This is a genomic window from Janthinobacterium sp. FW305-128, assembly GCF_020858135.1.
Taxonomy (GTDB): domain Bacteria; phylum Pseudomonadota; class Gammaproteobacteria; order Burkholderiales; family Burkholderiaceae_D; genus Janthinobacterium.
Genome location: NZ_JACYMK010000016.1, coordinates 1 through 24,029, shown reverse-complemented (window position 1 = coordinate 24,029; position 24,029 = coordinate 1). Strand labels below are relative to the sequence as shown.

General features: G+C 62.5%; 13 protein-coding genes. 8 read left to right on the top strand and 5 right to left on the bottom strand.

Going from position 1 to position 24,029, the window contains the following annotated elements; translation table 11 throughout:
* Positions 1–94 precede the first annotated feature (94 nt).
* From IGS60_RS26800 to IGS60_RS26790, 3 genes are all read right to left on the bottom strand, one after another.
* Positions 95–2,347 carry an arginine/lysine/ornithine decarboxylase gene (locus tag IGS60_RS26800; RefSeq protein WP_070224452.1) on the bottom strand — a complete coding sequence of 751 codons (2,253 nt, stop codon included), beginning with the start codon at positions 2,345–2,347 and terminating at the stop codon, positions 95–97.
* A gap of 238 nt (positions 2,348–2,585) precedes the next feature.
* The gene (locus tag IGS60_RS26795) at positions 2,586–3,071 is read right to left on the bottom strand and encodes a dihydrofolate reductase (RefSeq protein ID WP_121669778.1); all 486 of its coding nucleotides are present in this window, start codon (positions 3,069–3,071) and stop codon (positions 2,586–2,588) included.
* A gap of 8 nt (positions 3,072–3,079) precedes the next feature.
* Positions 3,080–3,865: an alpha/beta fold hydrolase gene (locus IGS60_RS26790; protein WP_230506701.1), complete on the bottom strand. Its 786-nt coding sequence runs from the start codon at positions 3,863–3,865 to the stop codon at positions 3,080–3,082.
* Between the two features lie 204 nt (positions 3,866–4,069).
* On the opposite strand from IGS60_RS26790, the gene IGS60_RS26785 reads away from it, so the two are divergent.
* The 6 genes from IGS60_RS26785 (at position 4,070) to IGS60_RS26760 (ending at position 17,288) form a co-directional block, all read left to right on the top strand.
* Positions 4,070–4,645 (top strand): TerD family protein, encoded by a 576-nt coding sequence (locus tag IGS60_RS26785; RefSeq protein WP_070291613.1) that lies wholly within the window; start codon positions 4,070–4,072, stop codon positions 4,643–4,645.
* Between the two features lie 251 nt (positions 4,646–4,896).
* A complete protein-coding gene (locus IGS60_RS26780; RefSeq protein ID WP_230506700.1) occupies positions 4,897–6,150 on the top strand; it encodes a TerD family protein in 1,254 nt (417 codons plus the stop codon).
* Between the two features lie 9 nt (positions 6,151–6,159).
* Positions 6,160–7,503, top strand: coding sequence for a VWA domain-containing protein (locus IGS60_RS26775; protein ID WP_230506699.1), 1,344 nt, complete (start codon positions 6,160–6,162; stop codon positions 7,501–7,503).
* Positions 7,504–7,821: 318 nt separating this feature from the next.
* Positions 7,822–13,083: a YDG domain-containing protein gene (locus tag IGS60_RS26770; RefSeq protein WP_230506698.1), complete on the top strand. Its 5,262-nt coding sequence runs from the start codon at positions 7,822–7,824 to the stop codon at positions 13,081–13,083.
* 23 nt (positions 13,084–13,106) lie between these two features.
* Positions 13,107–14,762: a ShlB/FhaC/HecB family hemolysin secretion/activation protein gene (locus IGS60_RS26765; RefSeq protein ID WP_230506697.1), complete on the top strand. Its 1,656-nt coding sequence runs from the start codon at positions 13,107–13,109 to the stop codon at positions 14,760–14,762.
* A gap of 264 nt (positions 14,763–15,026) precedes the next feature.
* Positions 15,027–17,288, top strand: coding sequence for an outer membrane beta-barrel family protein (locus IGS60_RS26760; protein ID WP_230506696.1), 2,262 nt, complete (start codon positions 15,027–15,029; stop codon positions 17,286–17,288).
* Here the strand turns inward: IGS60_RS26760 and IGS60_RS26755 are convergent.
* Together IGS60_RS26755 and IGS60_RS26750 are read right to left on the bottom strand one after the other, a co-directional pair.
* Complete coding sequence (locus IGS60_RS26755; protein WP_230506695.1) at positions 17,285–18,325, bottom strand: SMI1/KNR4 family protein; 1,041 nt, start codon at positions 18,323–18,325, stop codon at positions 17,285–17,287. The genes IGS60_RS26760 and IGS60_RS26755 overlap by 4 nt on opposite strands.
* On the bottom strand, positions 18,325–19,299 hold the full coding sequence (locus tag IGS60_RS26750; RefSeq protein WP_230506694.1) for a thymidylate synthase: 975 nt from the start codon (positions 19,297–19,299) through the stop codon (positions 18,325–18,327). Before IGS60_RS26750 ends, IGS60_RS26755 begins: the two co-directional genes overlap by 1 nt.
* 205 nt (positions 19,300–19,504) lie before the next feature.
* Between IGS60_RS26750 and IGS60_RS26745 the strand changes: the two genes are divergently transcribed.
* Complete coding sequence (locus IGS60_RS26745; protein WP_230506693.1) at positions 19,505–22,204, top strand: EAL domain-containing protein; 2,700 nt, start codon at positions 19,505–19,507, stop codon at positions 22,202–22,204.
* A gap of 198 nt (positions 22,205–22,402) precedes the next feature.
* Positions 22,403–23,845: an OmpP1/FadL family transporter gene (locus IGS60_RS26740; RefSeq protein ID WP_070224443.1), complete on the top strand. Its 1,443-nt coding sequence runs from the start codon at positions 22,403–22,405 to the stop codon at positions 23,843–23,845.
* The last annotated feature ends 184 nt before the right edge of the window (positions 23,846–24,029 follow it).

Below are 24,029 nucleotides of genomic sequence, written 5' to 3'. Positions count from 1 at the left end.
CGGAAGCGAATTGTGGCCGAGAAGCGCAACCGTACTGAAGTACGGTGAGCATCGCAGGCCGCAAGTCGCGACGCGTAGCAGATTGGATGAATCGTTACTGACGAACGCAGTCGACGAAGTAACCACGCTTGCCATCGACTTCGCGTTTCACCAGACCATGCACATCCGTCTCGAAGCCCGGGAAGCGCTCGTTGAAGTCGCGCGCGAAGCGCAGGTAGTCGACGATGGTCTTGTTGAAGCGCTCGCCCGGGATCAAGAGCGGGATGCCTGGTGGATACGGCGTCAGCAGGATGGACGTGATGCGGCCTTCCAGTTCGTCGATGGCCACGCGCTCGATTTCGCGGTGCGCCATCTTGGCGAACGCGTCCGACGGCTTCATGGCGGGGATCATGTCCGACAGATACATTTCCGTCGTCAAGCGCGCCACGTCGTACGCCTTGTAGAAATCGTGGATTTGCTGGCACAGGTCGCGCAAGCCCATTTTTTCATAGCGCGGGTTGGCCGCCGCGAATTCCGGCAGGATGCGCCACATCGGCTGGTTCTTGTCGTAGTCGTCCTTGAATTGCTGCAACGCCGTCAGCAGGGTATTCCAGCGGCCCTTGGTGATGCCGATGGTAAACATGATGAAGAACGAGTACAGGCCGCATTTTTCAATGATGACACCGTGCTCGGCCAGGTATTTGGTGACGATGGACGCGGGAATGCCCGTGTCGCCGAACTGGCCGTCCAGCGACAGGCCCGGGTTGACGATGGTCGCCTTGATCGGGTCGAGCATGTTGAAGCCGGGAGCGAGGTCGCCGAAACCGTGCCAGTCATCCTCGGCGCGTATCATCCAGTCTTCCTGCTGGCCCATGCCTTCGTCGTTGAAGGTGGACGGACCCCACACCTGGAACCACCAGTCCTGGCCCCATTCCTGGTCGATCTTCTTCATGGCGCGGCGGAAATCGAGCGCTTCCATGATCGACTCTTCCACCAGGGCCGTACCGCCCGGCGCTTCCATCATGGCCGCGGCCACGTCGCACGAGGCGATGATGGAATACTGCGGCGAGGTCGAGGTGTGCATCAGGTAAGCCTCGTTGAAGGCATCCTGGTCCAGCTTGACCGTGTCCGATTCGCGCACGAGGATTTGCGAGGCCTGCGACAGGCCGGCCAGCAATTTGTGCGTGGACTGGGTCGAGAAGATCATCGATTCCTTGGCGCGCGGACGGTCCTTGCCGATGGCGTGCATATTCTTGTAGAAATCGTGGAAGGTGGCGTGCGGCAGCCATGCTTCATCGAAGTGCAGGGTGTCGATCTTGCCGTCCAGCATTTCGCGCAGGGTTTCCACATTGTAGATCACGCCATCGTAGGTCGATTGCGTGATGGTGAGAATGCGCGGCTTCTTGTTCTTCGCTTCGCGCGCGAACGGGTTCGCCTCGATCTTGCGGGCAATGCTTTCCGGCGTGAATTCATGCAGCGGGATGGGGCCGATGATGCCCAGATGATTGCGCGTCGGCATCAGGAACACGGGAATCGCGCCGCACATGATGATCGAATGCAAGATTGACTTGTGGCAGTTGCGGTCGACGACGACGATGTCGCCCGGTGCCACGGTCGAGTGCCACACCATCTTGTTCGAGGTCGAGGTACCGTTGGTGACAAAATAGCAATGATCGGCATTGAAGATGCGCGCCGCATTGCGCTCGGACGCGGCGACCGGGCCCGTATGGTCGAGCAGCTGGCCCAGTTCCTCGACGGCGTTGCAGACGTCGGCGCGCAGCATGTTTTCACCGAAGAACTGGTGGAACATCTGGCCGATCGGCGACTTCAGGAAGGCCACGCCGCCCGAGTGGCCGGGGCAGTGCCACGAGTAGGAACCATCGTTGGCGTAGTGCACCAGCGCGCGGAAGAATGGCGGCGACAGGCCGTCCAGGTAGGATTTCGCTTCGCGGATGATGTGGCGCGCGACGAATTCCGGCGTATCTTCGAACATGTGGATGAAACCATGCAGTTCGCGCAGGATATCGTTGGGGATGTGGCGCGAAGTGCGCGTCTCGCCGTACAGATAGATCGGGATGTCGGCGTTCTTGTAGCGGATTTCCTCGACGAAGGCGCGCAGGGACTTGAGCGCGTGGTCCGTTTCCTCGATGGAACCGCCGCCGAATTCTTCATCGTCGATCGACAGCACGAAGGCTGACGCGCGCGATTGTTGCTGGGCAAATTGCGACAAATCGCCGTAGCTGGTCACGCCCAGCACTTCCATGCCTTCTTTTTCCATTGCGGCGGCAAGGGCGCGAATACCCAGGCCGGACGTATTTTCAGAACGGAAATCCTCGTCAATGATGACGATGGGGAAACGAAATTTCATGCATGTCTCCAAAAAAGCAAGCCGCCCCTGACAGATGTGAAGGGGCGGACTAGGGCGCGACGGTCAGGCGGTCGTACAACCCGGCAGCCGCAGAAAAAAAATAAGAACGGGATTCTCGCAGAAATGCGGCGTCTGCGGGAAAAAAATATCGCATCAAAGCGTCACAAGCGTACGCTAGCGTGACGCATGGGTGTGACAGGGGTATTACAGCAACATGCTGGCGATCGACATCACCTTATCAGGCTTTGCGTTCCAGCGTGACAAAGGCGTAAGGCAGGCCGGATTTCTCCGAAACATGGGCCTCGCGCGCGGTTTCTTGCCACACGGCATGGTCAACGGCAGGGAAAAACGCGTCGCAATCAAAGGTCTGGCCGATTTCCGTGATGATCAAGCGCTGGGCCAGGGCCAGTGACTGCCGGTAAATCTCGGCGCCGCCGATGACGTAGCCTTCGGCGCCATCGAGCAGGGCGATGGCCGCTTCCACCGACGGCACCGCTTCCACGCCCTCATGGCGCCAGTCGGCATTGCGCGTGATGACGATGTTGCGGCGGTTCGGCAGCGGCCGGCCGATGGAATCGAAGGTCTTGCGGCCCATGAGGATGGGGTGGCCCGTCGTCAGGCGCTTGAAATGCGCGAGGTCTTCCGGCAGTTTCCACGGCAAGGTGTTGTTGATGCCGATGCCGCCTTGCTGGTCGGTGGCGACGATGATGGTCAAATGGCTCATTGCTTCTGTCAAAGTGGTGGGGGCATGGCCCGATGCCCGTCATTATCGTTGAAATTGCCGGCAGCCTCCAGATGCGCACGCATGGCTTGCGCCAGCTCGCTTGGTGCTTCCAGCGGAATCATGTGGCCGGTGTTGTCTTTTAGTAAGTGCAAGGTGGCTTGCGGCAGGCGGGCCGCCATGGCGCGCAAATCGTCGGGATGGACGAGCTTGTCGTCTTCGGCGCCCACGATCAGCACGGGGAAATCGAGTTCCGGCAGGCGTGCCATCAGGTCGGGGCGGTCTATCGTGGTGATGAATTGCGCCAGCAGCACGTCCTTGCCCAGGTCCAGGCCCATTTGCCGGATCAGGCCCGTGATGGCGGCATCGTCCAGGTGCGACGGGTGCAGCAGTTCACGCAGGCGCTGGCGCGTGATGCCCGCATAGGCATTGCGCTCGAGCATGGCGACGATGCGCTGGCGCGCTTCGATTTCCGCCGGCAGCAAACCTTTGGCGGAATTGGCGATCAAAGTCAAGGATTGCACGCGTTGCGGGTGCGTCAGCGCGTGTTCGAGCGCCAGGTAGGCGCCCAGCGAAAAGCCCACCAGGTGGGCTTGCGGCGCACTGTGGCTGGCGATCAGCTCCTGCATTTGCGGGCGCGTGCGTGCCTGGTGCAGCGGCACGTGCCGTAGATCGAAGGCGTCGCCCAGGGCAGGCGCCAGGCGTGACCACAAGCGTTCATCGCACAGGGTGCCGGGGATGCAGTCGAGTTGTATCTTGGTATTGTGCAAAGACAAGCCCGGGTTCAAGTCGCTCATGAGGGTGAAAATTTTCGTCGAGCGGCATTATCCGTCATTTTGCGTATTGGGGCAGCCGTACGGCATTTTCCGCATGGCATTATTTTCAATAGTGCGCGGCTGACAAGCAGGAACTTTATGGTAGGCTCATGGCTCATCAAGCCGGGGTACCGGCGACGTGACCTGAAACACCGAATGCAACCCACACATTAAAGAGGAAACACCATGGCGATCAGTTTGCAAAAAGGCGGCAATGTCAACTTGAGCAAGGAAGCTCCTGGCTTGAAGAAAATCGTGATTGGCCTGGGCTGGGACCCGCGCGCCACCGATGGCGCCGCTTTCGACCTGGACGGCAGCGCCTTCCTGCTGAAAACGGATGGCAAGGCCCGTTCCGACGCTGATTTCATTTTTTATAACAACCTGAAGTCGGCTGACGGCTCCATCGTCCACGCGGGCGACAACACCACGGGCGGCGGTGACGGCGACGACGAGAAAATCGCCGTCGACCTGGCCAACGTGCCGGCCGACATCGACAAGATCGCCGTGGCCGTCACCATCCACGATGCGGAAAACCGCAAGCAGAACTTCGGCATGGTGGGCAAGGCTTACATCCGTTGCCTGAACGGCGACAACGGCACGGAAATCGCCCGCTACGACTTGTCGGAAGACGGCTCGACGGAAGCGGCGATGATCTTCGGCGAAATCTACCGCGCCGGCAGCGAATGGAAATTCAAGGCCATCGGCCAGGGTTTCAAAGGCGGCCTGGGCCCCTTGGCACGTTCTTTCGGCATCAACGCCTAATAACACCTGTCAAAACCTACTGCGCGTCGCGATTTGCGGCCTCCGATGCTCACTGTGCTAAAGCACAGCTCCGCGTCTCGGCCACAACTCGTTGCCGCTCGCTACGGTTTTGTCAGGCGTTGCAATGTAAAAAAGCGGCCCATGGCGGCGTTGCGCCGCCATGCACGTTCCGTACTATTCGTACTGTCTTCGGACGACGCGCCTTGCCCTGGGTCGTTGTCCGAAACTTTCACATCTGAATACATCATCCCATGGAAAACCTGATCAAGGGGCAGCGCCTGGCGCTGTCCGGCCTCGTCACGGGCAATGTCGTGCAACTGGGGCTCGCCAGCGCCGGCGTGCCGCTGGATTTCGCCTGTTTCGGCCTCGATGCCGCCGGCAAATTGTCCGACGACCGCTACATGACTTTCTTTAACCAGCCGCGCACGCCGTGCGGCGGCGTGGAAACATCGGCGCCGTCCGGCGATACGGCAGGCTTCAGCTATCAGCTGGACCGTTTGCCTGCTTCCATCGACCGCCTCGTCGTCACGGCCGCCATCGATGGGGCAGCCACCATGGCGCAGCTCGGCAGCGGTTACCTGCGCCTGCTCGACGGCGGGCGCGAACTGGCCCGCTTCGCCTTTGCCGGGTCTGATTTTTCGCAAGAAAAAGCCGTCATGCTGGGCGAGTTCTACCGCAAGGACGGGGGCTGGCGCTTCATGGCCGTGGGCCAGGGTTTCAATGGCGGCCTCGATGCACTGGTCGCGCATTTCGGCGGCGAAGTGGCGCAGGCGGCAGCGGAACCGGCGCCGGCACCCAAGATTTCCTTGTCGAAAATTTCGCTGACCAAGGCGGGCCAGACGCACAAGGTGTCGCTGGAAAAGGGCGCGGGCGCGCCGAGCAAACTGACCGTCAAGGCCACCTGGGTCGATAACGGCGATGGCGATGACGATAACGACGATCTCGACTTGCGCGTCGGCATCCTCTTGCCGAACGGCCAGATGCGCTTCATCCAGGCACCGGACGCGGCCGGCAACTTCGACAGCATGCCTTTCGTGCGCCACCTGGGCGACGTGGCGGGCGCATCGGGCAAGGAACCGGCCACGGAAACGGTGGAAGTCAATCCCGCACTGGCGCAACACTACGGCGGCACGGTGGGCCTCGTCTTCAGCGTGTATTCGGCGGTGGCCAATGGCGCCGTTTCCGTCGCTTCCATGCGGCCGAAGATGGTGATGCAGTATGGCCAGCAGATCGTCGAGTGCGACTTCGATTTCCGTTTGTCCAAGGCGGCCGGGGACGATAGCGTCTACACCTATGTGATCGGCATGGCGCGCATCACGCCCGACAGCATTATTCTCGAGCCGTCCGGCAAGACGTCCGAGCCGGGCAGCGAAGCGACGCCGTGGCTGAGCTGGCAGGGCGAGAACCTGCAGCTGGCCTTCAACGGTCCCGTCGTCTTCAAGGGCGAGGACAAGGAAGATGAAGATGATTGCAATGCGGACAATCCACGCCGCTATATCGCCTAGGAGGCACTGATGGAAACCTTGAGCAAGGGACAGCGCTTGCCGCTGGCCAATCTCGTTCCCGACGGCGTGCTGGACATCGGCGTCGCTGCGCAGGGCCTGGCGCTCGACATGGCCTGTTTCGGCCTCGATGCGGCCGGCAAGCTGTCCGACGAGCGCTACATGACTTTTTTCAACCAGCCGCGCACGCCGTGCGGCGGCGTGGAAGCGCGCGCCGGCAGCGGTGGCGACATGGCCGAGTTTGCCTTGCAGCTGGCACGCTTGCCGGCCGGAATCGACCGTCTCGTCGTGACGGCGTCCATTGATGGCGGCGGCGTGATGTCGCAACTGCAATCGGGCCACGTGCGTTTGCAGGCGGGCGGACGCGAACTGGCCCGCTTTGCGTTCGCGGGCAGTGATTTCGCGCAAGAAAAAGCCGTCATGCTGGCAGAAATTTACCGCAAGGATGGCGGCTGGCGCTGCATGGCCGTGGGCCAGGGTTTCAATGGGGGACTCGATGCGCTGGTGCGCCACTTCGGCGGCGAAGTCGACCAGGCCTCTCCTGCCACCCCTGCCGCGCCTGCGGCCGCCTCTGTCGTCATGCAGGCAAAGATCAATCTGGAAAAGCGCGTCGAACGCGAGGCGCCGCAACTGGTGAGCCTGGTCAAGCAGGCGGGCGTGTCCTTGCAAAAAGTGGGTCTGTCCGACCATCGGGCCAAAGTGTGCCTGTGCCTCGATATTTCCGGCTCCATGGGACGGCTGTATAAAGAGGGGCTGGTGCAGCGCTTTGCCGAGCGCATCCTGGCGCTGGGCTGCAAGTTCGACGACGATGGCGAGATCGACGTTTTCCTGTTCGGCAAGAACGTCCACCATCCGGCACCGATGGCCTTGAGTAACTGCAATACCTACGTAGGCCAGGCCATACAGCGTCATCCGCTCGAAGGCGACACGCGCTATGGCGCCGCCATGCAGGCGATCCGCGCGTTTTATTTCCCAGACAAGGCCGGCGGCGAGCGCACGCGTCCCATCGCGGCCGAGCTGCCCGTGTACGTGATGTTCGTCACCGATGGCGGCACCAGCGACCAGGCGACAACGGAGAAACAGTTGCGCTGGGCCAGTAACGAGCCCATCTTCTGGCAATTCATGGGCATCGGCAAGGGACGCAAGTCGAAAAGCAAGTTCCTCGCCGCCTTTGCCGATTCCGATTTCCCGTTCCTGGAAAAGCTCGACGAACTGCAGGGCCGCTTGGTCGACAACGCCAATTACTTTTCCGTCAGCTCGCCCGACGAGCACAGCGATGCGGAACTGTATGATTTATTGATGACGGAATATCCGGGCTGGCTGAAACTGGCGCGCGGCCATGGCTTGCTGAGCTAGCGAAGGAGCAGGAGCGTCGCATAGGTGTTGCGCAGATACCGCATCTGACTTGATACTAATCATAAAAGATTGCCCTAAAGCAGCAATTTATGCGATGCTTGAGCATATCGCACCATCCAAAAAGAAGCTGTCATAGACGACAGCCTTCCACATCCGCCCAGACCCGCAGTTGTGCCTGTACGTGTTTTGTCTGCTATTGCCTGGAACTCCCGCCCACATACGTCGAGAGAACTGCGCAAGGCCGCGACAAACTCCTACTATTTTCCGTGTCGCCTCGCTTGGTGGCACGCTGACAAAGCACATTGAATAGAGGTTTGTATGAACCATATCTATCGCGTTGTTTGGAATGCCACGACCGGTTTGTGGCAGGCGGTTTCGGAATTCGCTTCCGGGCGGACAAAATCGACTACGTCGCGCACGCGCCGTCGTCAGACGGCAGTTGCGCTGCTGGCAGGTGCCGCAAGTGGTATCGCCGCCGCTGGTCCCTTGCCCACGAACGGGCAGCTTGTAACAGGCCAGGCATCGGTGGCTTATGCAGGAAAGACGATGACGGTCAACCAGTCCAGCCAGAAAGCAGCGCTTGACTGGACATCCTTTTCCATTGGACAAGGTCATACAGTCAACTTCGTGCAGCCTTCCGCCTCATCGGTCGCACTGAACCGCGTGGTGGGCGCCGACCCATCGATTATCCAGGGTGCACTGAATGCGAATGGCCACGTGTTTTTGGTCAATCCCAACGGCGTGCTGTTCAGTCCAACGGCACAAGTTAACGTAGGTGGCCTGCTGGCATCCACATTGTCGATGGGCACCGATGATTTTATGGCGGGCCGCTACCAGCTCGCGGGCAAGAGCACTGGCACGGTCGCGAACCAGGGCACCATTAATGCCACTGCCGGCGGCAACATCGTGCTAGTGGCGGCCCGGGTACAAAATAGCGGACAGATCGGAGCCGAACGCGGCAATGTCCTGTTCGGCGCCGGCAGCGAAGTGCTGGTCGATTTTGGCGGCCCCGTCAAGTTGCAGGTGCAGAAGGGCGCAGTCGACGCGCTGGTCGAAAACGGCGGCGCGATCCGTGCAGACGGAGGCAAGGTGCTCATGACGGCCAAGTCCGCCGGCGAGCTCACTGGCTCGGTGATCAACAACACCGGCATTATCCAGGCGCGCACGCTCGCGACGGGCAAGCGCGGCGAGATTTTGCTGCTGGGCGACATGCAGTCCGGTACCTTGCATGCCGGTGGACTGCTGGACGCCAGCGCGCCGCATGGCGGTAACGGCGGCGATATCGAGACTTCGGCGGCCCATGTCAATACGGCACCGGATCTCGTTGTCAACGCCGGCGCGGCCGCAGGCAAGGGTGGCGACTGGCTCGTCGATCCCTACGATTACACGATCAACCTGGCCGCGGCTACCACCATTACCGGCGCGTTGAACCAGGGCACGAACGTCACCATAACGACCCAGGCGCCGGGCGGCACGGGCGTGACGGGCAGCGGCAGCGGCGATATCACGGTATCCAGCCCGATCGCCAAGACCGCTGGCGGCGATGCCAGCCTGACCTTGCGTGCCGACCGCAACATCGTCGTGGGTGCCGACGTCACGTCGACATCGGGGCGGTTGAACCTGACACTGTCGGCAGGCAATGCAGCGGGCGCCACGACGGGCGGCGTCAACGTTGCCGGCAACTTGTCCTCCAATGGCGGCAATATCCTCGTCGGAGGCGCCAACGGCAGCGCGAACGGCAACATCGCCTATGCGCTCAACACCAGTTCCAGCACCCCCGCCATTATTATCGGCACCGGCAAAGCCATCGATTCTGGCGGCGGGGATATCACGATCAACGGTCGCTCGCTCGTCGGCTCAAACAATGGCAGCTACGGCGGCGCGACGGCCGGCGTGTACATCCAGTCGAATGCCACGATCCGGTCGGGCAGCGGCAATCTGCTCATTAACGGCGAGAGCACCGGAGGCATCAAGACGTTTGGCCTGGCATTCCAGGGCGGTTCGAACACGGTGACCACGCTGGCCTCGTCAACTACAGGCGGCACGATGCTGCTGAACGCGGTCAACGCCACGCCAGGCAACTATACGTCTGCCGACCTCAACGCGGGAGCCATTGGACTGGTCTCATATGGAAGCCGTGCCCAAGTCGTATTTCAGGGCCCGTCGGTCGCCGGCTGGCTGGTCTATGTCAACGGCGCGCCCCAGTTGTCGGCCTACACGCAGGCGCCTCAGCTGTCCAGCTGTTCGGCACAGCTGCCCAATTGCGGGACGATGGTCGTTCCGGGTTCCAACAACAGCTACCTCTACGCGACGTATCAAGCCGTCGACATGGCCACGCGCGCGCTGTTCATTACCCAAGCCGGTTCCGGCAGCAAGATCTACGATGGCAATACAGCGACCTCCGGCCTGACGTATTCGGCCACCACCGACATTGCTAACTTTTCGGTGTCGAATCTGGTTCCGGCGCCTGCCTTCGCTACCACCAGCAAGAACGTCGGCACGTATACCAAGCTCGTGGCTGCATCGGCCAACCCCACCAATTACACGACGGGCGGCACGACGTATGCGGTCGGGTATTTCAACACCGGCAGCTTTTCCATAACGCAAAAACAGCTGACGCCCAGCGCCGCCGACAAGGTTTATGACGGCAACACGACGGCTGCAGTGTCAGTGGCCGGCGCGATCGCAGGCGATGTCGTCACGGCCAGCGGCACGGGTACTTTCGGTGCCAAGAACGTGGGCACGTACTCCGTCAATATCTCGGGCATTACGCTCGGCGGCGCGGACATGGGCAACTACAGCCTGGCAGCTAATTCCGCCAGCGCTACGGCGCAAATCACTGCGCGCACGGTCACACTTGGCGGCACCAGGACGTACGATGGATCGGCTGCTTTCTCGAGCGTCATCCTCGGCAATCTGGTCGCCGGCGAAGACCTCGGCGTGAGCGGCGCGACCGCCAACAGCGCCAACGCCGCTTCAGCGCGCTGGATCACGACGGCGTCGCTGCTCAACGGCGTGGGCGGCCTGGCCAGCAACTATCAGCTGCCCGGCCTGGGCGCGGCCAGCGCAAGCAATGCCGTGTTCATTACGCCCAAGGCGCTCACCGTCAGCGGTATCAGCGCAACAAACAAGGTCTACGACGGCACCACGGCGGCCACGCTGTCGGGGGGAACGCTATCCGGCATGGTCGGTAGCGAGACGCTGAACCTGGGCGCTATTGCCGGTGCGTTTGCCAGCAAGGATGTCGGCACGGGCAAGGCGGTGAGCTTGTCGACAATATCGCTAACGGATGGCACGGGTTCGGCCTCGAATTACACGTTCTCGCAGCCTGCCGGGGTAACGGCCGACATCACGCCGAAGGCGCTGACGGTGTCCGGCATCACCGCCGCCAGCAAGGTCTATGATGGCAGCACGGCTGCCACGGTCAATGCATCGAACGTCGTGCTCACGGGCCTGGTCGCCGGCGATGCGGTAACGGTCGGCGCGACCGGCGCCTTTGCCGACAAGAACGCCGGCAACGGCAAGACGGTGATACTGACCAGCGCGCATGGCGGCGCGGACGCGGGCAACTATACGATCACGGACCAGGCGAGCGGCACGGCCAGCATCACGACAAAGGCGCTCAGTATCACCGGCGTGTCGGCCGCGAATAAAATCTATGATGGCGGCACGGCGGCCACGCTGACCGGCGGCACGCTGTCGGGCCTGGTCGGCAACGAGACGCTCGCCTTGGGTGCATTGACGGGCACGTTTGCCGACAAGAATGCCGGCAACGGCAAAACCGTGACCGTCAGCGGCGGCCAGCTGGGCGACGGCACGGGCCTGGCGGCCAACTACAGCGTGACCGCGCCGGCCAGCGTGACGGCGGCCATTACGCCCAAGGCGCTCAGTATCACCGGCGTGTCGGCCGCGAATAAAATCTATGACGGCGGTACGGCGGCTACGCTGAGCGGCGGTGCGCTGTCTGGCCTGGTCGGCAACGAGACGCTCGCCTTGGGCGCATTGACGGGCACCTTTGCCGACAAGAATGCCGGCAACGGCAAAACCGTGACCGTGAGCGGCGGCCAGCTGGGCGACGGTAGTGGCTTGGCGGCGAACTACAGTGTCACTGCACCGGCCAGCGTGACGGCGGCCATTACGCCGAAAGCGCTCAGTATCACGGGCGTGTCGGCTGCGAATAAAATCTATGACGGCGGCACGGCGGCTACGCTGAGCGGCGGCACGCTGTCGGGCCTGGTCGGCAACGAGACGCTCGCCTTGGGTGCATTGACGGGTGCGTTTGCCGACAAGAATGCCGGCAACGGCAAAACCGTGACCGTGAGCGGCGGCCAGCTGGGCGACGGCACGGGCCTGGCAGCGAACTACAGCGTGAATGCGCCGGCCAGCGTGACGGCGGCCATTACGCCGAAAGCGCTCAGTATCACGGGCGTGTCGGCCGCGAATAAAATCTATGATGGCGGCACGGCGGCCACGCTGACCGGCGGCACGCTGTCTGGCCTCGTCGGCAACGAGACGCTCGCCTTGGGCGCATTGACGGGGGCGTTTGCCGACAAGAATGCCGGCAGCGGCAAAACCGTGACCGTCAGCGGCGGCCAGTTGGGCGACGGCACAGGCCTGGCGGCGAATTACAGCGTGAGCGCGCCGGCCAGCGTGACGGCGGCCATTACGACGAAGGCGCTCAGTATCACGGGCGTGTCGGCTGCGAATAAAATCTATGACGGCGGCACGGCGGCCACGCTGAGCGGCGGTGCGCTGTCGGGCCTGGTCGGCAATGAAACCCTGGCACTGGGTGCATTGACGGGTGCGTTTGCCGACAAGAATGCCGGCAACGGCAAAACCGTGACCGTCAGCGGCGCCCAGCTGGGCGACGGTAGTGGCCTGGCGGCGAACTACAGCGTGACCGCGCCGGCCAGCGTGACGGCGGCCATTACGCCGAAACTTGTTACCGTCAGCGGTCTCGCCGTTGCCGACAAGACGGCTGACGGCACGACGACGGCAATGATTGCAACGCCAGGAACGCTTACAGGGCTCGTCGCCAACGATACCGTTAAGCTCGATGCCAATTCGGCCTCAGCGAAATTCGCACAGGCATCTGCCGGTATTGCCATTCCGGTCAGCGTCACCGGCCTCACTTTGAGCGGTGCAGATGCCGGCAATTACCTTATCCCTGCGTCAAGTTCAAGCACAGGCAGGATACTGACGGCACCAGCCCGGGCAAACTCGACGGCAACGGCAACGGCAACGGCAACGGCAACGGCAGCCGCGGCGACGATTACGCCGCAGGCGGCGGGTATTACGTCGTCGTTTGCCGCGCCCGCGGTCGGCGGGCTGGCCTATGTCGCCGTGGCTGAAAGCGTGACTGCGCCGCAGTCGGGGACAGCACAGACTGCCATGAGCGAGGGGACGGGCGCTAATGCGGCACCGGCCAGCACCACGCAGCGGCGCCAGTCGTCGACCCAAGGCGCTGGTGCCAACCGCGATGCCAAATATCTCGATGTAATGGTCGTATCTGGCGGCATCCGCATGCCTGCCAGCGCAAGCAGCGATACCTCCAACGCCCCGGCGCCGAATAATCTCTGACACCTTCAGGACATGGGTATTCTATGAAGCATCCATCCACTGTTTTGCCGATGACGCTGTTCGTCACGGCCTGCATGCCCGCGCTTGCCCAGCAATTACCTGAGGCGGGTACGCTGCTGCAGGAAAATGCGCGTACGCTGCCGCAACCGACCAGTCGTGCGGCACCCACGCTGCGCGTGCTGCCTGCGCCTCAACCGGCGGCACAGGTTTCCGGTGGCGTGCAAATAACGCTGCAGCGCGTGACGATAAGCGGCAACACGCAGATCCCGAGTACGGAACTGCTGGCCGACCTTGGCCCGGTCACAGGCAAGACATATGACTTCGCGGGACTGTCCGCGCTTGCCGCACACATGACCTCCCGTTATCAGCAAGCCGGCTATCCTTTCGCGCGTGCTTACCTGCCACAACAGGATCTGTCCGCTGGCGAATTACGCATCGAGATCCTCGAAGGTCGTTATGGCCTGGTGCAGGCGACGGGCGATGGCGCATTGACGTCAGGGGCGCAAGGCTTCCTGTCGGCACTGCCGAAGGGCGCCTTGATCGAGGCGCACCTGTTGGAGCGCACGACCCTTTTATTGAACGATCAGCCCGGCGTGATCACGGCGCCGCTGATGCGCCCTGGAAAGGAGGTCGGCACTGGCGACCTGATCGTCGATGTGCAAAGGGATCATCGTTACAAGGGGGAAGCGGGGATCGACAATTTTGGCACGCGGGCGACCGGCCGCACGCGTCTTCACGCGAGCCTGGATGCCGACAGTCCATTCATGCTCGGTGATCAACTCTCGCTGCAGGCGCTCTATACGGATGCCCAAATGTGGTTTGGATCGGTGGCGTATGCGGCACCCATCGGTTACAGCGGCTTGCGCGGACGCGCCAGTTACACGCATTCATACTACGAACTTGCAGGCAGTTTCGCGTCCCTCGGCGCGCGCGGCACGGCGGACGTGGCGAGCGTCGGGATGAGCTATCCGATCGTCCGCTCGCAGTCGCGCAACCTGATCGTCTCGGCCAGCATCGATCACAAGTCCCTGCAGGACCGCCAGGGGGCGACTTCGTCGTCAAGTGACAAGCGAAGTACAGTCGTGCCGGTCAATTTGTCCTTTGACGTGCGCGATCAGTTCATTTACGCCGGCATCACCTACGGTGTCGTCTCGTGGGTGCATGGGCGCCTCGGACTGGATAAGGCAAGCGAGACCATCGACAGCGCGAGCGCCCGCACGGCCGGTGCGTTCTCCAAGCTGAACATCGACCTGGCGCGCGTTCAGTCTCTCAATAGCAAGATTGACCTCTATGGTCGCCTGTCCGCGCAGCGCGCGGGGAACAACCTCGACCCGTCCGAAAAGCTGGGCCTTGGGGGCGTGAACGGTGTGCGGGCGTATCCGAACGGCGAGGCGTATGGTGACAATGGCTGGCTGGCACAGGCCGAGGTGCGCTACACAATCGGTGCGGCGGTGCCGTTCGTCTTCTACGATATGGGACGAGTTGACATCAACAAGGACGCCTTGGCGAGTACGGGAAACCGGCGCACGCTGGCCGGCAGTGGCGTCGGCGTCCGCTATGCAGGCGCAGCATGGAGCGCAGGCATGACGCTGGCCTGGCGTACCCGCGGGGGAGCTTCGCTGACTGAGTCTTCGTCCCATAATCCGACCTTGCTGGCTAGCCTGGCGTACCGTTTTTGAGGCCGGCGAAAACTACGCGCGCGACGCGGGTGCCGGCCATGGCAACACGGCGCTCGCGACGCTTGCGGGCATCGGAGATATCCCGGGCAGCGCGAGCTGCATGGCATGAGGCTGGAATGCCACAAGCACCGGAGATTTGTAAATTGAAGTAAATAACAATGGTTCGCATTTGCTTTGCTCCTTGCAATCGTGGCATGCTTGGCATGTGCTCTCACGCTGCGGCGTAGTGCCTCATCCGTAGCGTCTCGATTATCTTTTAGCCAAATGCATAAACTTCTTTTCCATTGCCTGGCGGGCGGCAGCCTGCTCGTCTCCGGCGCCGCTGTCCAGGCGCAAACCGTCACCGGCGACAATGCCGTCAAGCCGGCGCCGGCCGCCGGGTCTCCGCCTTCCGTCAGCGTGACGGCCGAACGTCCCACTGGCCGCATCGACCGGCAAGTCTACGACGTCAAGTCCGACGTCGGCAGCACCAATGGCACGGCGGCCGATGCCTTGAACAATGTGCCGTCGGTGGCCGTCGATCCCGATGGGTCCGTCTCCCTGCGCGGCAGCAGCAATGTGCAGATATTGATTGATGGCAAGCCGTCGGCCATGCTGCAGGGCGATTCGCGCGGCGCCACCCTGAACGCCATGGCCGCCGACGATATCGAATCGGTGGAAGTGATCAACAATCCCGGCGCCCAGTTCGGCAATGAGGCCGGTGGCGGCCCGATCCTGAACCTGGTGATGCGGCGCAACCGCAAGCCGGGCGGCTTTGCCACCGTGAACGCGAATGCCGGCATCGCCGGGCGCTACAACAGCTCCGTCTCCGGCACCTATAACGAAGGGCCGTGGGGCTACCAGGGCGGCATCAATGTACGCCATGACGGCCGCAATTCCGTCGCCGAGGTCAGCCGCGAGCGCCTGGAACGTGGCACGGGCGCGTTCGCCCCCAGCAGCCAGCAGTCCACCAGCAATGGCTTGAACGACTCGCTGGGCTTGCACGGCACCGTCAATTACAACCTGAACGCCAATGACACCCTGGCCGCCAGCGTGTCGTATAACGGGCGCAGCAACGACCAGCGCTCGCTCGACCGCTACCTCAATGGCGACAGCACGGGCAGCACCATCGGCGACTATGTGCGCAGCACCGTGCGCAACGGCGACAGCCGCAACTACAGCTGGGGCGCGCGCTACGACCACAAGGGCGAGTTGCCGGGCGAAACCCTCAAGATCGACCTGCGCGTGTCGTCGTCGACCAACGAGAGCGACAGCGATTACGCCAATACCTACGCGGTCGCGCCCGTCAACACCTTCGACAGCCGCGCGCGCCAGCACAGCGAGACGGGCAACCGCATCGTCGACTTCAGCGGCGACTACGAGCGTCCGCTGGCGGGCGGCACGGCCAAGCTCGGCTACAAGGTGGCCGACAACAAGAGCAGCTTCGACACCCTTTACACTGACATCCATCCGATCAGCCCGCTGGAAACCGTCAACCCCATGCGCAGCAACCGTTTCGAGCTCGACGAACGCACCATCGCGCTGTACGGTTCCTACCAGATGCGCCTGAGCGAGCGCTGGGGTGCGCTAGCCGGCTTGCGCGCCGAATACACGGACTTGAACGTGCGCCAGATCACCAGCGGCGTCGAGGCCGGCAACAATTACGTCAACTACATTCCCAGCCTGTTTGCCACGTATAAGGTCAGCGACGAGAGCAATTTGCGCTTCAGCTATGCACACCGCCTGCGCCGCCCGAGCGCGGGCGACCTGAATCCGTACGTGATCTACCGCGATGAGTTCAATGTGTCGGCCGGCAACCCGAAGCTGAAACCCACGCAGACGGATTCGTTCGAGATCGGCTATGAAACGAAATTGTTTGGTCTGGAAAGCAGCTTGCGTGCCTACCACCGGCGCGACACGGATGCCATCGTCGATTACCGCTATTTCATCAGTGACAATGTGCTGCTGACAACGCGGGAAAACGGCGAGGGCAGCCATTCGAGCGGCCTGGAGTTCAGCGTCAGCGGCAAGCTCACGCCATCGTTGACCCTGAACACGAGCGGCAACCTGGCGCGCAGCCAGCAGACGAGTTCCGACGACCTGGGCAACCGCAGCACGCGCACGGCGAATGCCCTGAGCGGCCGCGCGCGCCTCAATTACCAGATCAACCCGGCCAACCAGCTGCAGCTGGCCCTGCAAATGCAGGGCAAGATGCTGTCGGGACAGGGCTACCGTTCGCCGAACAACACCTTGAACGTGAGCTGGCGCCACACTGTGACGCCGCAGCTGAGCCTGGTCATGAATGTGACCGATGTGTTCAGCAGCAACAAGATGGAAACCGTCATCAACAGCGCTTCCTTGCGCGAGACGAGCACGCGGCGCTTCGATGGCCGGATGATTTACGTGGGGCTGTCGTACCGCCTGGGCGGCGCCACGTCGGCGGCGAAAGAGGGCGAGCGCGAACCTCGCTTCGGTCCGCCGGGCGGACGGGGGCCGGGCGGCCCAGGCGGTCCCGGCCCTGGCGGACCGGGAGGCGAAGCAGGCTAGGCGGCTGCCGCGATCTCGTTCAGGAAGTCGATGAAACTGTCCGCATGGCGCTCGAAGCGCCATGCCCCCATGCCGTGTTCTGCCGTGTACACGGGCGCATCGCCGCCGGCAATGGCGCCCAGGTCCAGGCAATACGGATCGGCGCCCGCGTCGGCGATCACCAGGTATTGTTCCGGCCAGCCGGCGATGGCGGCGCCGCTGACGGCATCCCAGGCGTAACCGGACTGGGCCTTGACCAGCTCGGCCGCGCCGTACAGGCTCAAGCCCTGGAAATACTGTGGGCTGTCGATCAACACCCGCAGCGGCGAATGGCAAGCCAGGAAGCGCCGGTACTGCTCCGGCAAGGCCCAGCGCTGCGCGATGCCGGCCATGTCGGCGGCGCTGGCGATGGTCAGCCAGTTCGATGGCTGCGCCAGGTCCTGCTCCTTTTTGCGCCGGGCCGCCAGTTTTTTCTCCAGCCTGGCGGCAGCCTTTTCCAGCGGCGTGCGCGGCTCATCGAGCGCCGCGTGGGTGGCCGGCGCCGCATGGCCTGCGCCATCCGGGTAGCCATCGCGCTGCCAGGCCTGCACAGCCTCCAGTCGCAGCTGCTCTTCCTTCCAATGGCCGGGATCGTACGGCAAACCGGCATCGAAAGGCTGGCGGCTGAAGGCGGCCAAGCTTTTCACGGCCTTGGCGCGCACGCTCAGCTTGGCATTTTCCGCAGTGGCCAAGGCCACGAGCGGAGCATACGCCTCCTTGCCCATGCTTTTGAGCATGCCATCCACGCCCCAGTAGGCGAGGCCGTCCATATCAAGGCTCCAGCTGAAAAAATCGCCGTATTCTCCCGGTTCGGCCAGGGCGACGATATCCGTCATCAGGAAGGCGCGCCAGTGCAGCAGCTGGCCTTCCCTTGCGTAGGCGGTCAGGATAGCGAGCACGGCCAGCCGGTCATCTGCGGCATGCTTTTTCAGCAACCGGTCTTTCAGATTGGAAAACTTGACGCCGTCCGTTTCGTCAAACAGTTTGCGGTGCAGCGCCGCCAGCGGTGCGACCGCCATCAGACGGCCATCGCCGCCTTGATCGGCGCATGGTGTTCATAGCCTTCCAGCGAGAAATCCGACGGTTCGATCTTTTCCAGCCATTCCGGCTCGTACTTGCCCGTCTTCGCGTAATCGGGCACGCGCTCGGAAATGACAAACTTGGGCGCCGGGAACGGCGTGCGCTTCAGTTGTTCTTCCACCATGTCGAGGTGGTTTTCATAGATGTGCGCGTCGCCGATGAAGTAGGTGAACCAGCGCGGCGTGTAGCCCGTCAGGCGCGCCACCAGGTGCAGCAGGGCCGCGCCTTCGGCGATGTTGAACGGCGTGCCCAGGCCGATATCGTTGCTGCGCACATATAAACACAGCGAAATTTCGCGCGTGCTGGCGTTCGCGATGAACTGGTACAGCAAGTGGCAGGCGGGCAGGGCGACGGCATCGAGCACGGCCGGGTTCCAGCCGTGGAACAGGATGCGCCGGCTGCCGGGATTGGTCATGATGGTGTCCAGGCATTCGCGCAACTGGTCGACGGCCTTGTACAGCAGCACTTTTTGCACGCCGTCCTCGACGATGGGGGCAACCAGGGTAAAACCGTTCGCTTGCGCGTCGGCGATTTGCGCGGGCTGGTCGGCGTCGAGCAGCTTGTACGCAGGCCATTGACGCCATTGCACGCCATACACGGGACCGAGGTCATCCTCGCCTTCGCGGTAGGGGTTGGCCAGCCATTGCGCATTTTCATTGGCGTTCTGGTCCCACACCTTGCAGCCCAGCGCGCGGAACTCGGCCGCGTTGCGCGAGGCCCGCAGGAAGGCGCACAATTCGCCGATCACGGATTTGAAAGCCAGTTTCTTGGTCGTGACGGCAGGGAAGTTGCCGTTGGCCAAGTCGAAACGCATCATGGCGCCCGGCACGCTCAGGGTGCGGATGCCCGTGCGGTTGTCTTGCCAGCTGCCCGTTTCGAGCACGGTCTTGATCAAATCTTGATATTGCTGCATGTATTTCTCCAACGGTAAGGATGGTGATTGTAACGCAGGCGCGACAGGCGGTCTGCGGGCCGCATACATAATTACGCGGCCGGCTTACCTGTAAACATGACTCTGTGGTAATTTGTGTGTCCTTGAAGAAATACACAGAAACGGCAGACGCTGCACCATGTTCTTGCGACAATTTGTAAATAATAATAACGGCGCCGTAGTGGAGATGAGCAGGGCCGATTTTTTCAAGGCCAATCTGCGCCTGATCCTGGCTTGGCCCTTGCTGGGGCTGGTCCTGTGCGCGGTGCTGTGGACGGCCACCTTGCTGCAGCTGGAGGCGGAAAAAAAGGTGGCGCAGCAGCAGGCGCTCAACAGCGTTTCCTCGTTGTCGAAAGCCTACAGCCAGTATCTGCTGCGCACCCTGGAGCAGATGGACCAGCTGACCTTGCAGCTCAAGTATGAATGGGAAAATTCGCGCGGCCAGTTGCGTCTCGACCAATTGAAGACGCAGGGCATGTATGCCTTGCCGCAATTTGCCATCGTCGCCATTCTCGACCGCAAGGGCCATCCCGTGACGGCCACGGCGCCGCTGCAGCGCCTGCGCGTCAACGAGCGCAGCGATTTCCTGCTGCGCCACTGGCGCAGCAATTCCAGCGCGCTGCGCATCGCGCTGGGGAGGGCGAGCGAAGCGGCGGCACCCCCGGGCGCCGACGAAAGCCTCGTGCATTTCACGCGCCGGCTGGAAGACGTGGATGGCAATTTCGACGGCGTGCTGCTGATCTCCATCCACTCCAGCTATTTTTCCGAATTCTACAACAGCGTCAATTTCGGCAAGTTCGGCATGTCCGCCATGGTGGGCGAGGAGGGCGAGCTGTTCAGCACGCGTCTCGGTGCGCGCGTGTTGCCGGCCCAGAGCGCACAGGGCACGCCATTCCTCGACACCAGTTTCCTGGAAACGGAGAGCGGCGCTCTGCATTCGGGCGGCCGGATCGCTTTTTCCGACAAGCAAAGCCGTTATGTGGGCTGGCAGGCGCTGAAAGCCTATCCGTTTACGGCCGTGGTCGGCTTGTCGGATGGCGAAATGCTGCACCCCTACGAGGAAACGCGCACCATCTATATCGGCATCGCGCTGGCCGTCACCGTGCTGCTGCTGGCCTTTGCCGCCGTCGCCACGGTGCTGTCGCTGCGCCTGGCGTGGCGCCACCACCAGTCCGAAGGCGTGCGCAATGCCTACCGCATGGCCACCGAAGGCACGAGCGACGGCTTTTATATCATCGCCGCCCTGCGCGGCGCCGATGGCAGCATCCTCGATTTCGAGATGGTCGACTGCAACGAGCCGGGCGCCGGCTACTTCGGCGTGCGGCGCGAACAATTGCTGGGCATGCGCCTGCAGTCGCGCGCCCATGAGCCGTATTTCCGCGACCTGATCCACAATTACCGGGCCGCCATGGAGTCCGGCTTCTCCGAGGAAGAGATCGAGCTGCCGGAAGGCAATCCCTTCAAGCTGCGCTGGATACGCCGGCGCCTGGTGCGCAGCGGCGACCGCCTGGCCGTCACCCTGCAAGACATCAGCACGGCCAAGGAGCACGAGCGCGACTTGCGCCGCCTGGCCAACGAGGACGGCTTGACGGGCTTGCCCAACCGATACTGGCTGCAGCAATTCCTGCCCGGCGCCCTGGGCCGCGCCGCCATCGCGCGGCGCATGCTGGCGCTGCTGTTCATCGACCTGGACGGCTTCAAGGATATCAACGATACGCAGGGCCACGCCGAGGGAGATAAAGTGCTGCGCGCCGCCTCGCTGCGCCTGAAGGCCGTGCTGCGGCCGGGCGACCACGTCGTGCGCCTGGGCGGCGACGAATTCGTTGTCGTGCTCGACCCCGTGGAGGACGACAGCCGCGCCGAGCAGGTGGCGCAGCGCATCGCCATCGCCTTCGACGAACCGTTTTACCTGGGCAGCGAACGCCACAAGATGGGGGCCTCGATCGGCATCAGCCTGTATCCGCGCGATGGCGCCGAGACGGAAGTGCTGCTGAAGAACGCCGACATCGCCATGTACGCCGTGAAAGTGGCGGGCAAAGGCCATCACCGCTTTTTCCAGCCGGAATTGTTCGAAACCATCCGCAGCCGCCGCGAACTGGAGCAAAGCCTGGTGGCGGCGCTGGAGCAGGACCAGTTCCTCGTCGTCTACCAGCCGCGCGTCGACGCCATGAGCGGGCAGCTGTGCAGCATGGAGGCGCTGGTGCGCTGGCACCATCCGCAGCATGGCATGGTGCCGCCGCTGGAATTCATCCCCGTGGCCGAGAGCAGCGGCCTGATTTCGCAGCTGGGCGAAGTGGTCATCGAAAAGGTGTGCCTGCAGATGGCGCGCTGGCAAGCCAGCGGACTGGAACTGGTGCCCGTATCGATCAACGTGTCGGCGCGCCAGTTCGGCCGTGGCGACGTGCACCAGGTGCTGGCGTCCGCGCTGACGCGCCACCGCATCGATGCGCGCCTGATCGAGGTGGAGATCACGGAATCGGCCATGATGGATGAGCAGAACCGCGCCGTGGAGCAGCTGTCGGCCATCCGCGCGCTGGGCGTGCGCCTGCTGGTCGACGATTTCGGCACCGGCTATTCCTCGCTGTCGCAGCTGCAGAAGTTCGCCATGGATGGCTTGAAGATCGACCGCGCCTTCACCATGGAGCTGGGCCGCTCGGAGCAGGGCGAGGTCTTCGTGCGCGCCATCCTGTCGATGGCCCATGCGCTGGGCATGAGCGTGGTGGCCGAAGGCGTGGAGACGCGCGAGCAGCTCGACATCCTGCGCGCGCTGCAATGCAATGAAGTGCAGGGCTATTTCATCTCGCGTCCCGTGCCGGCCGAACAGATGCTGGCGCTGATGCATCAGCGCTTCCTGATACCGCTTCCAGCCCCGGCGCCGGTGCTGTAGAGCGTCGTGATGGGCATGGAAAACAACGCTGTTTCATAAAAAGAGCGAACGTTCGCTTTTTTCTAAAAAATATTATATGCTTCGCTCATGCCGTCAGTGAATTGGAGTTCACGGCGGCAAGAACAGTGCAGGACGGGTGAGGTTGAGCTACCCGGGACAATGTGACGAAGACACTTCATATAATAAAGAGAGACTAACTTGAAACATAAATATCTGCCCCTCCTCATCGCCGTCGCATGCGCCGGCTTCGCTTCCACCGCCCAGGCATCGGGCTACCGTTTCGGCTCGCAAAGCGTTTCCGCCCAGGGCACGGCCGATGCCAGCGGCGCCGAAGCGGCCGACGCGTCGACCATTTTCTATAACCCGGCCGGCATGGCGCGCCTGGAAGGCACGCAATTCGTGGGCGGCGGCACCCTGGTGGTACCGCATTCGACCTACACGGATTCGGGCTCCAAGCCTTTCTTCCCGGGCAACCGCACGCCTTACGCGGCAACCAAGGACTATGCGCCGGATGCCGTGTTCGCGCCAGCGCTGTATGCCAGCAAGAAAATCAATGAGCAGTGGACCGTCGGCGCTGGCCTGTTCGTGCCGTATGGCGCCAAGCTCGACTACGGCAACGACTGGTATGGCCGCTACGCGATCACCAATATCAAGCTCGAAGCCATCGCCCTGAATCCTTCCGTGTCGTTCAAGCTGGACCAGCACCACTCGTTCGGTTTCGGCGTGACGGCCGAATACATGAAGGCGGAACTGGGCCAGGGCGTGGACGTGCCGGGTTCGGTTGCCTTCCTGGGCAAGTTTGCGCCTAGCGCATCGCAGGCCTTCCTGGCCAATATCGCCAAGACGCAGGGCCTGGCTGCGGCGCAAGCTGCAGGCGCCGCGCTGCAGGGCCCGATCAAGGATGGCCATGCCTCGATGGATGGCCATGACTGGGGCTTCGGCTTCAACCTGGGCTACCTGTACCAGCTGAACGAAGGCACGCGTTTCGGTATCGCTTACCGCTCGTCGATTTCGCACAAGCTCAAGGGCAGCACCATCTGGGACTTCTCGCAAGTGACGAGCAATCCGGCCGTGAACGCTTTCATCGCCAAGGCGTCGAACAAGGTCAATTCGGAAGCGCTGGTGGAATTGCGTACGCCGGAAACCCTGTCGGTCAACGCCTTCCATCAGATGGATGATAAATGGGCCTTGATGGGCGACGTCACCTGGACCCGCACTTCGCGCCTGCAGAACCTGGACATCCAGTTCCCGCCGACGGCCGAAGGCGCCGAGCGCATTCGCCAGAACTGGAAAGACACCTACCGCGTGTCGCTGGGCACCAACTACAAGTACAGCGAAAGCCTGATGTTGCGCGCCGGTATCGCCCACGACCAGGCGCCGGTCCGCAGCGCCGAATTGCGCCACCCGGCCTTGCCGGACAGCGACCGCATGCAGTATTCGATCGGCGCGAACTGGAAGCTGAACGCCAATTCCTCGATCGACCTGGCTTACAGCTATATCGACTTCAAGGATGCTGACGTCAACTACACAAACGACTGCTCGCCGGTCAAGACGGGCTGCACCGGCAACGGTGAAACCACCAAGGGCCTGTTCAAGACCCGCATGCAGTTGATCGGTCTCGCTTATAACTACAAGTTCTAAGCAGGTAGTGGCGGCCGACCCGGCCGCCATGAATGAAAAAAGCGCCTTCGGGCGCTTTTTTTTTTGGGGCAGACCCCAGCGGTGGTGCGCTGTTGGGCGCGGTAGGGTGTAGATACTGTTATCCCCGTCAAGCGGCGTGCAAGGCCGGATCAAATATTTTTCCCGACCTGAGCACGCCGAATGC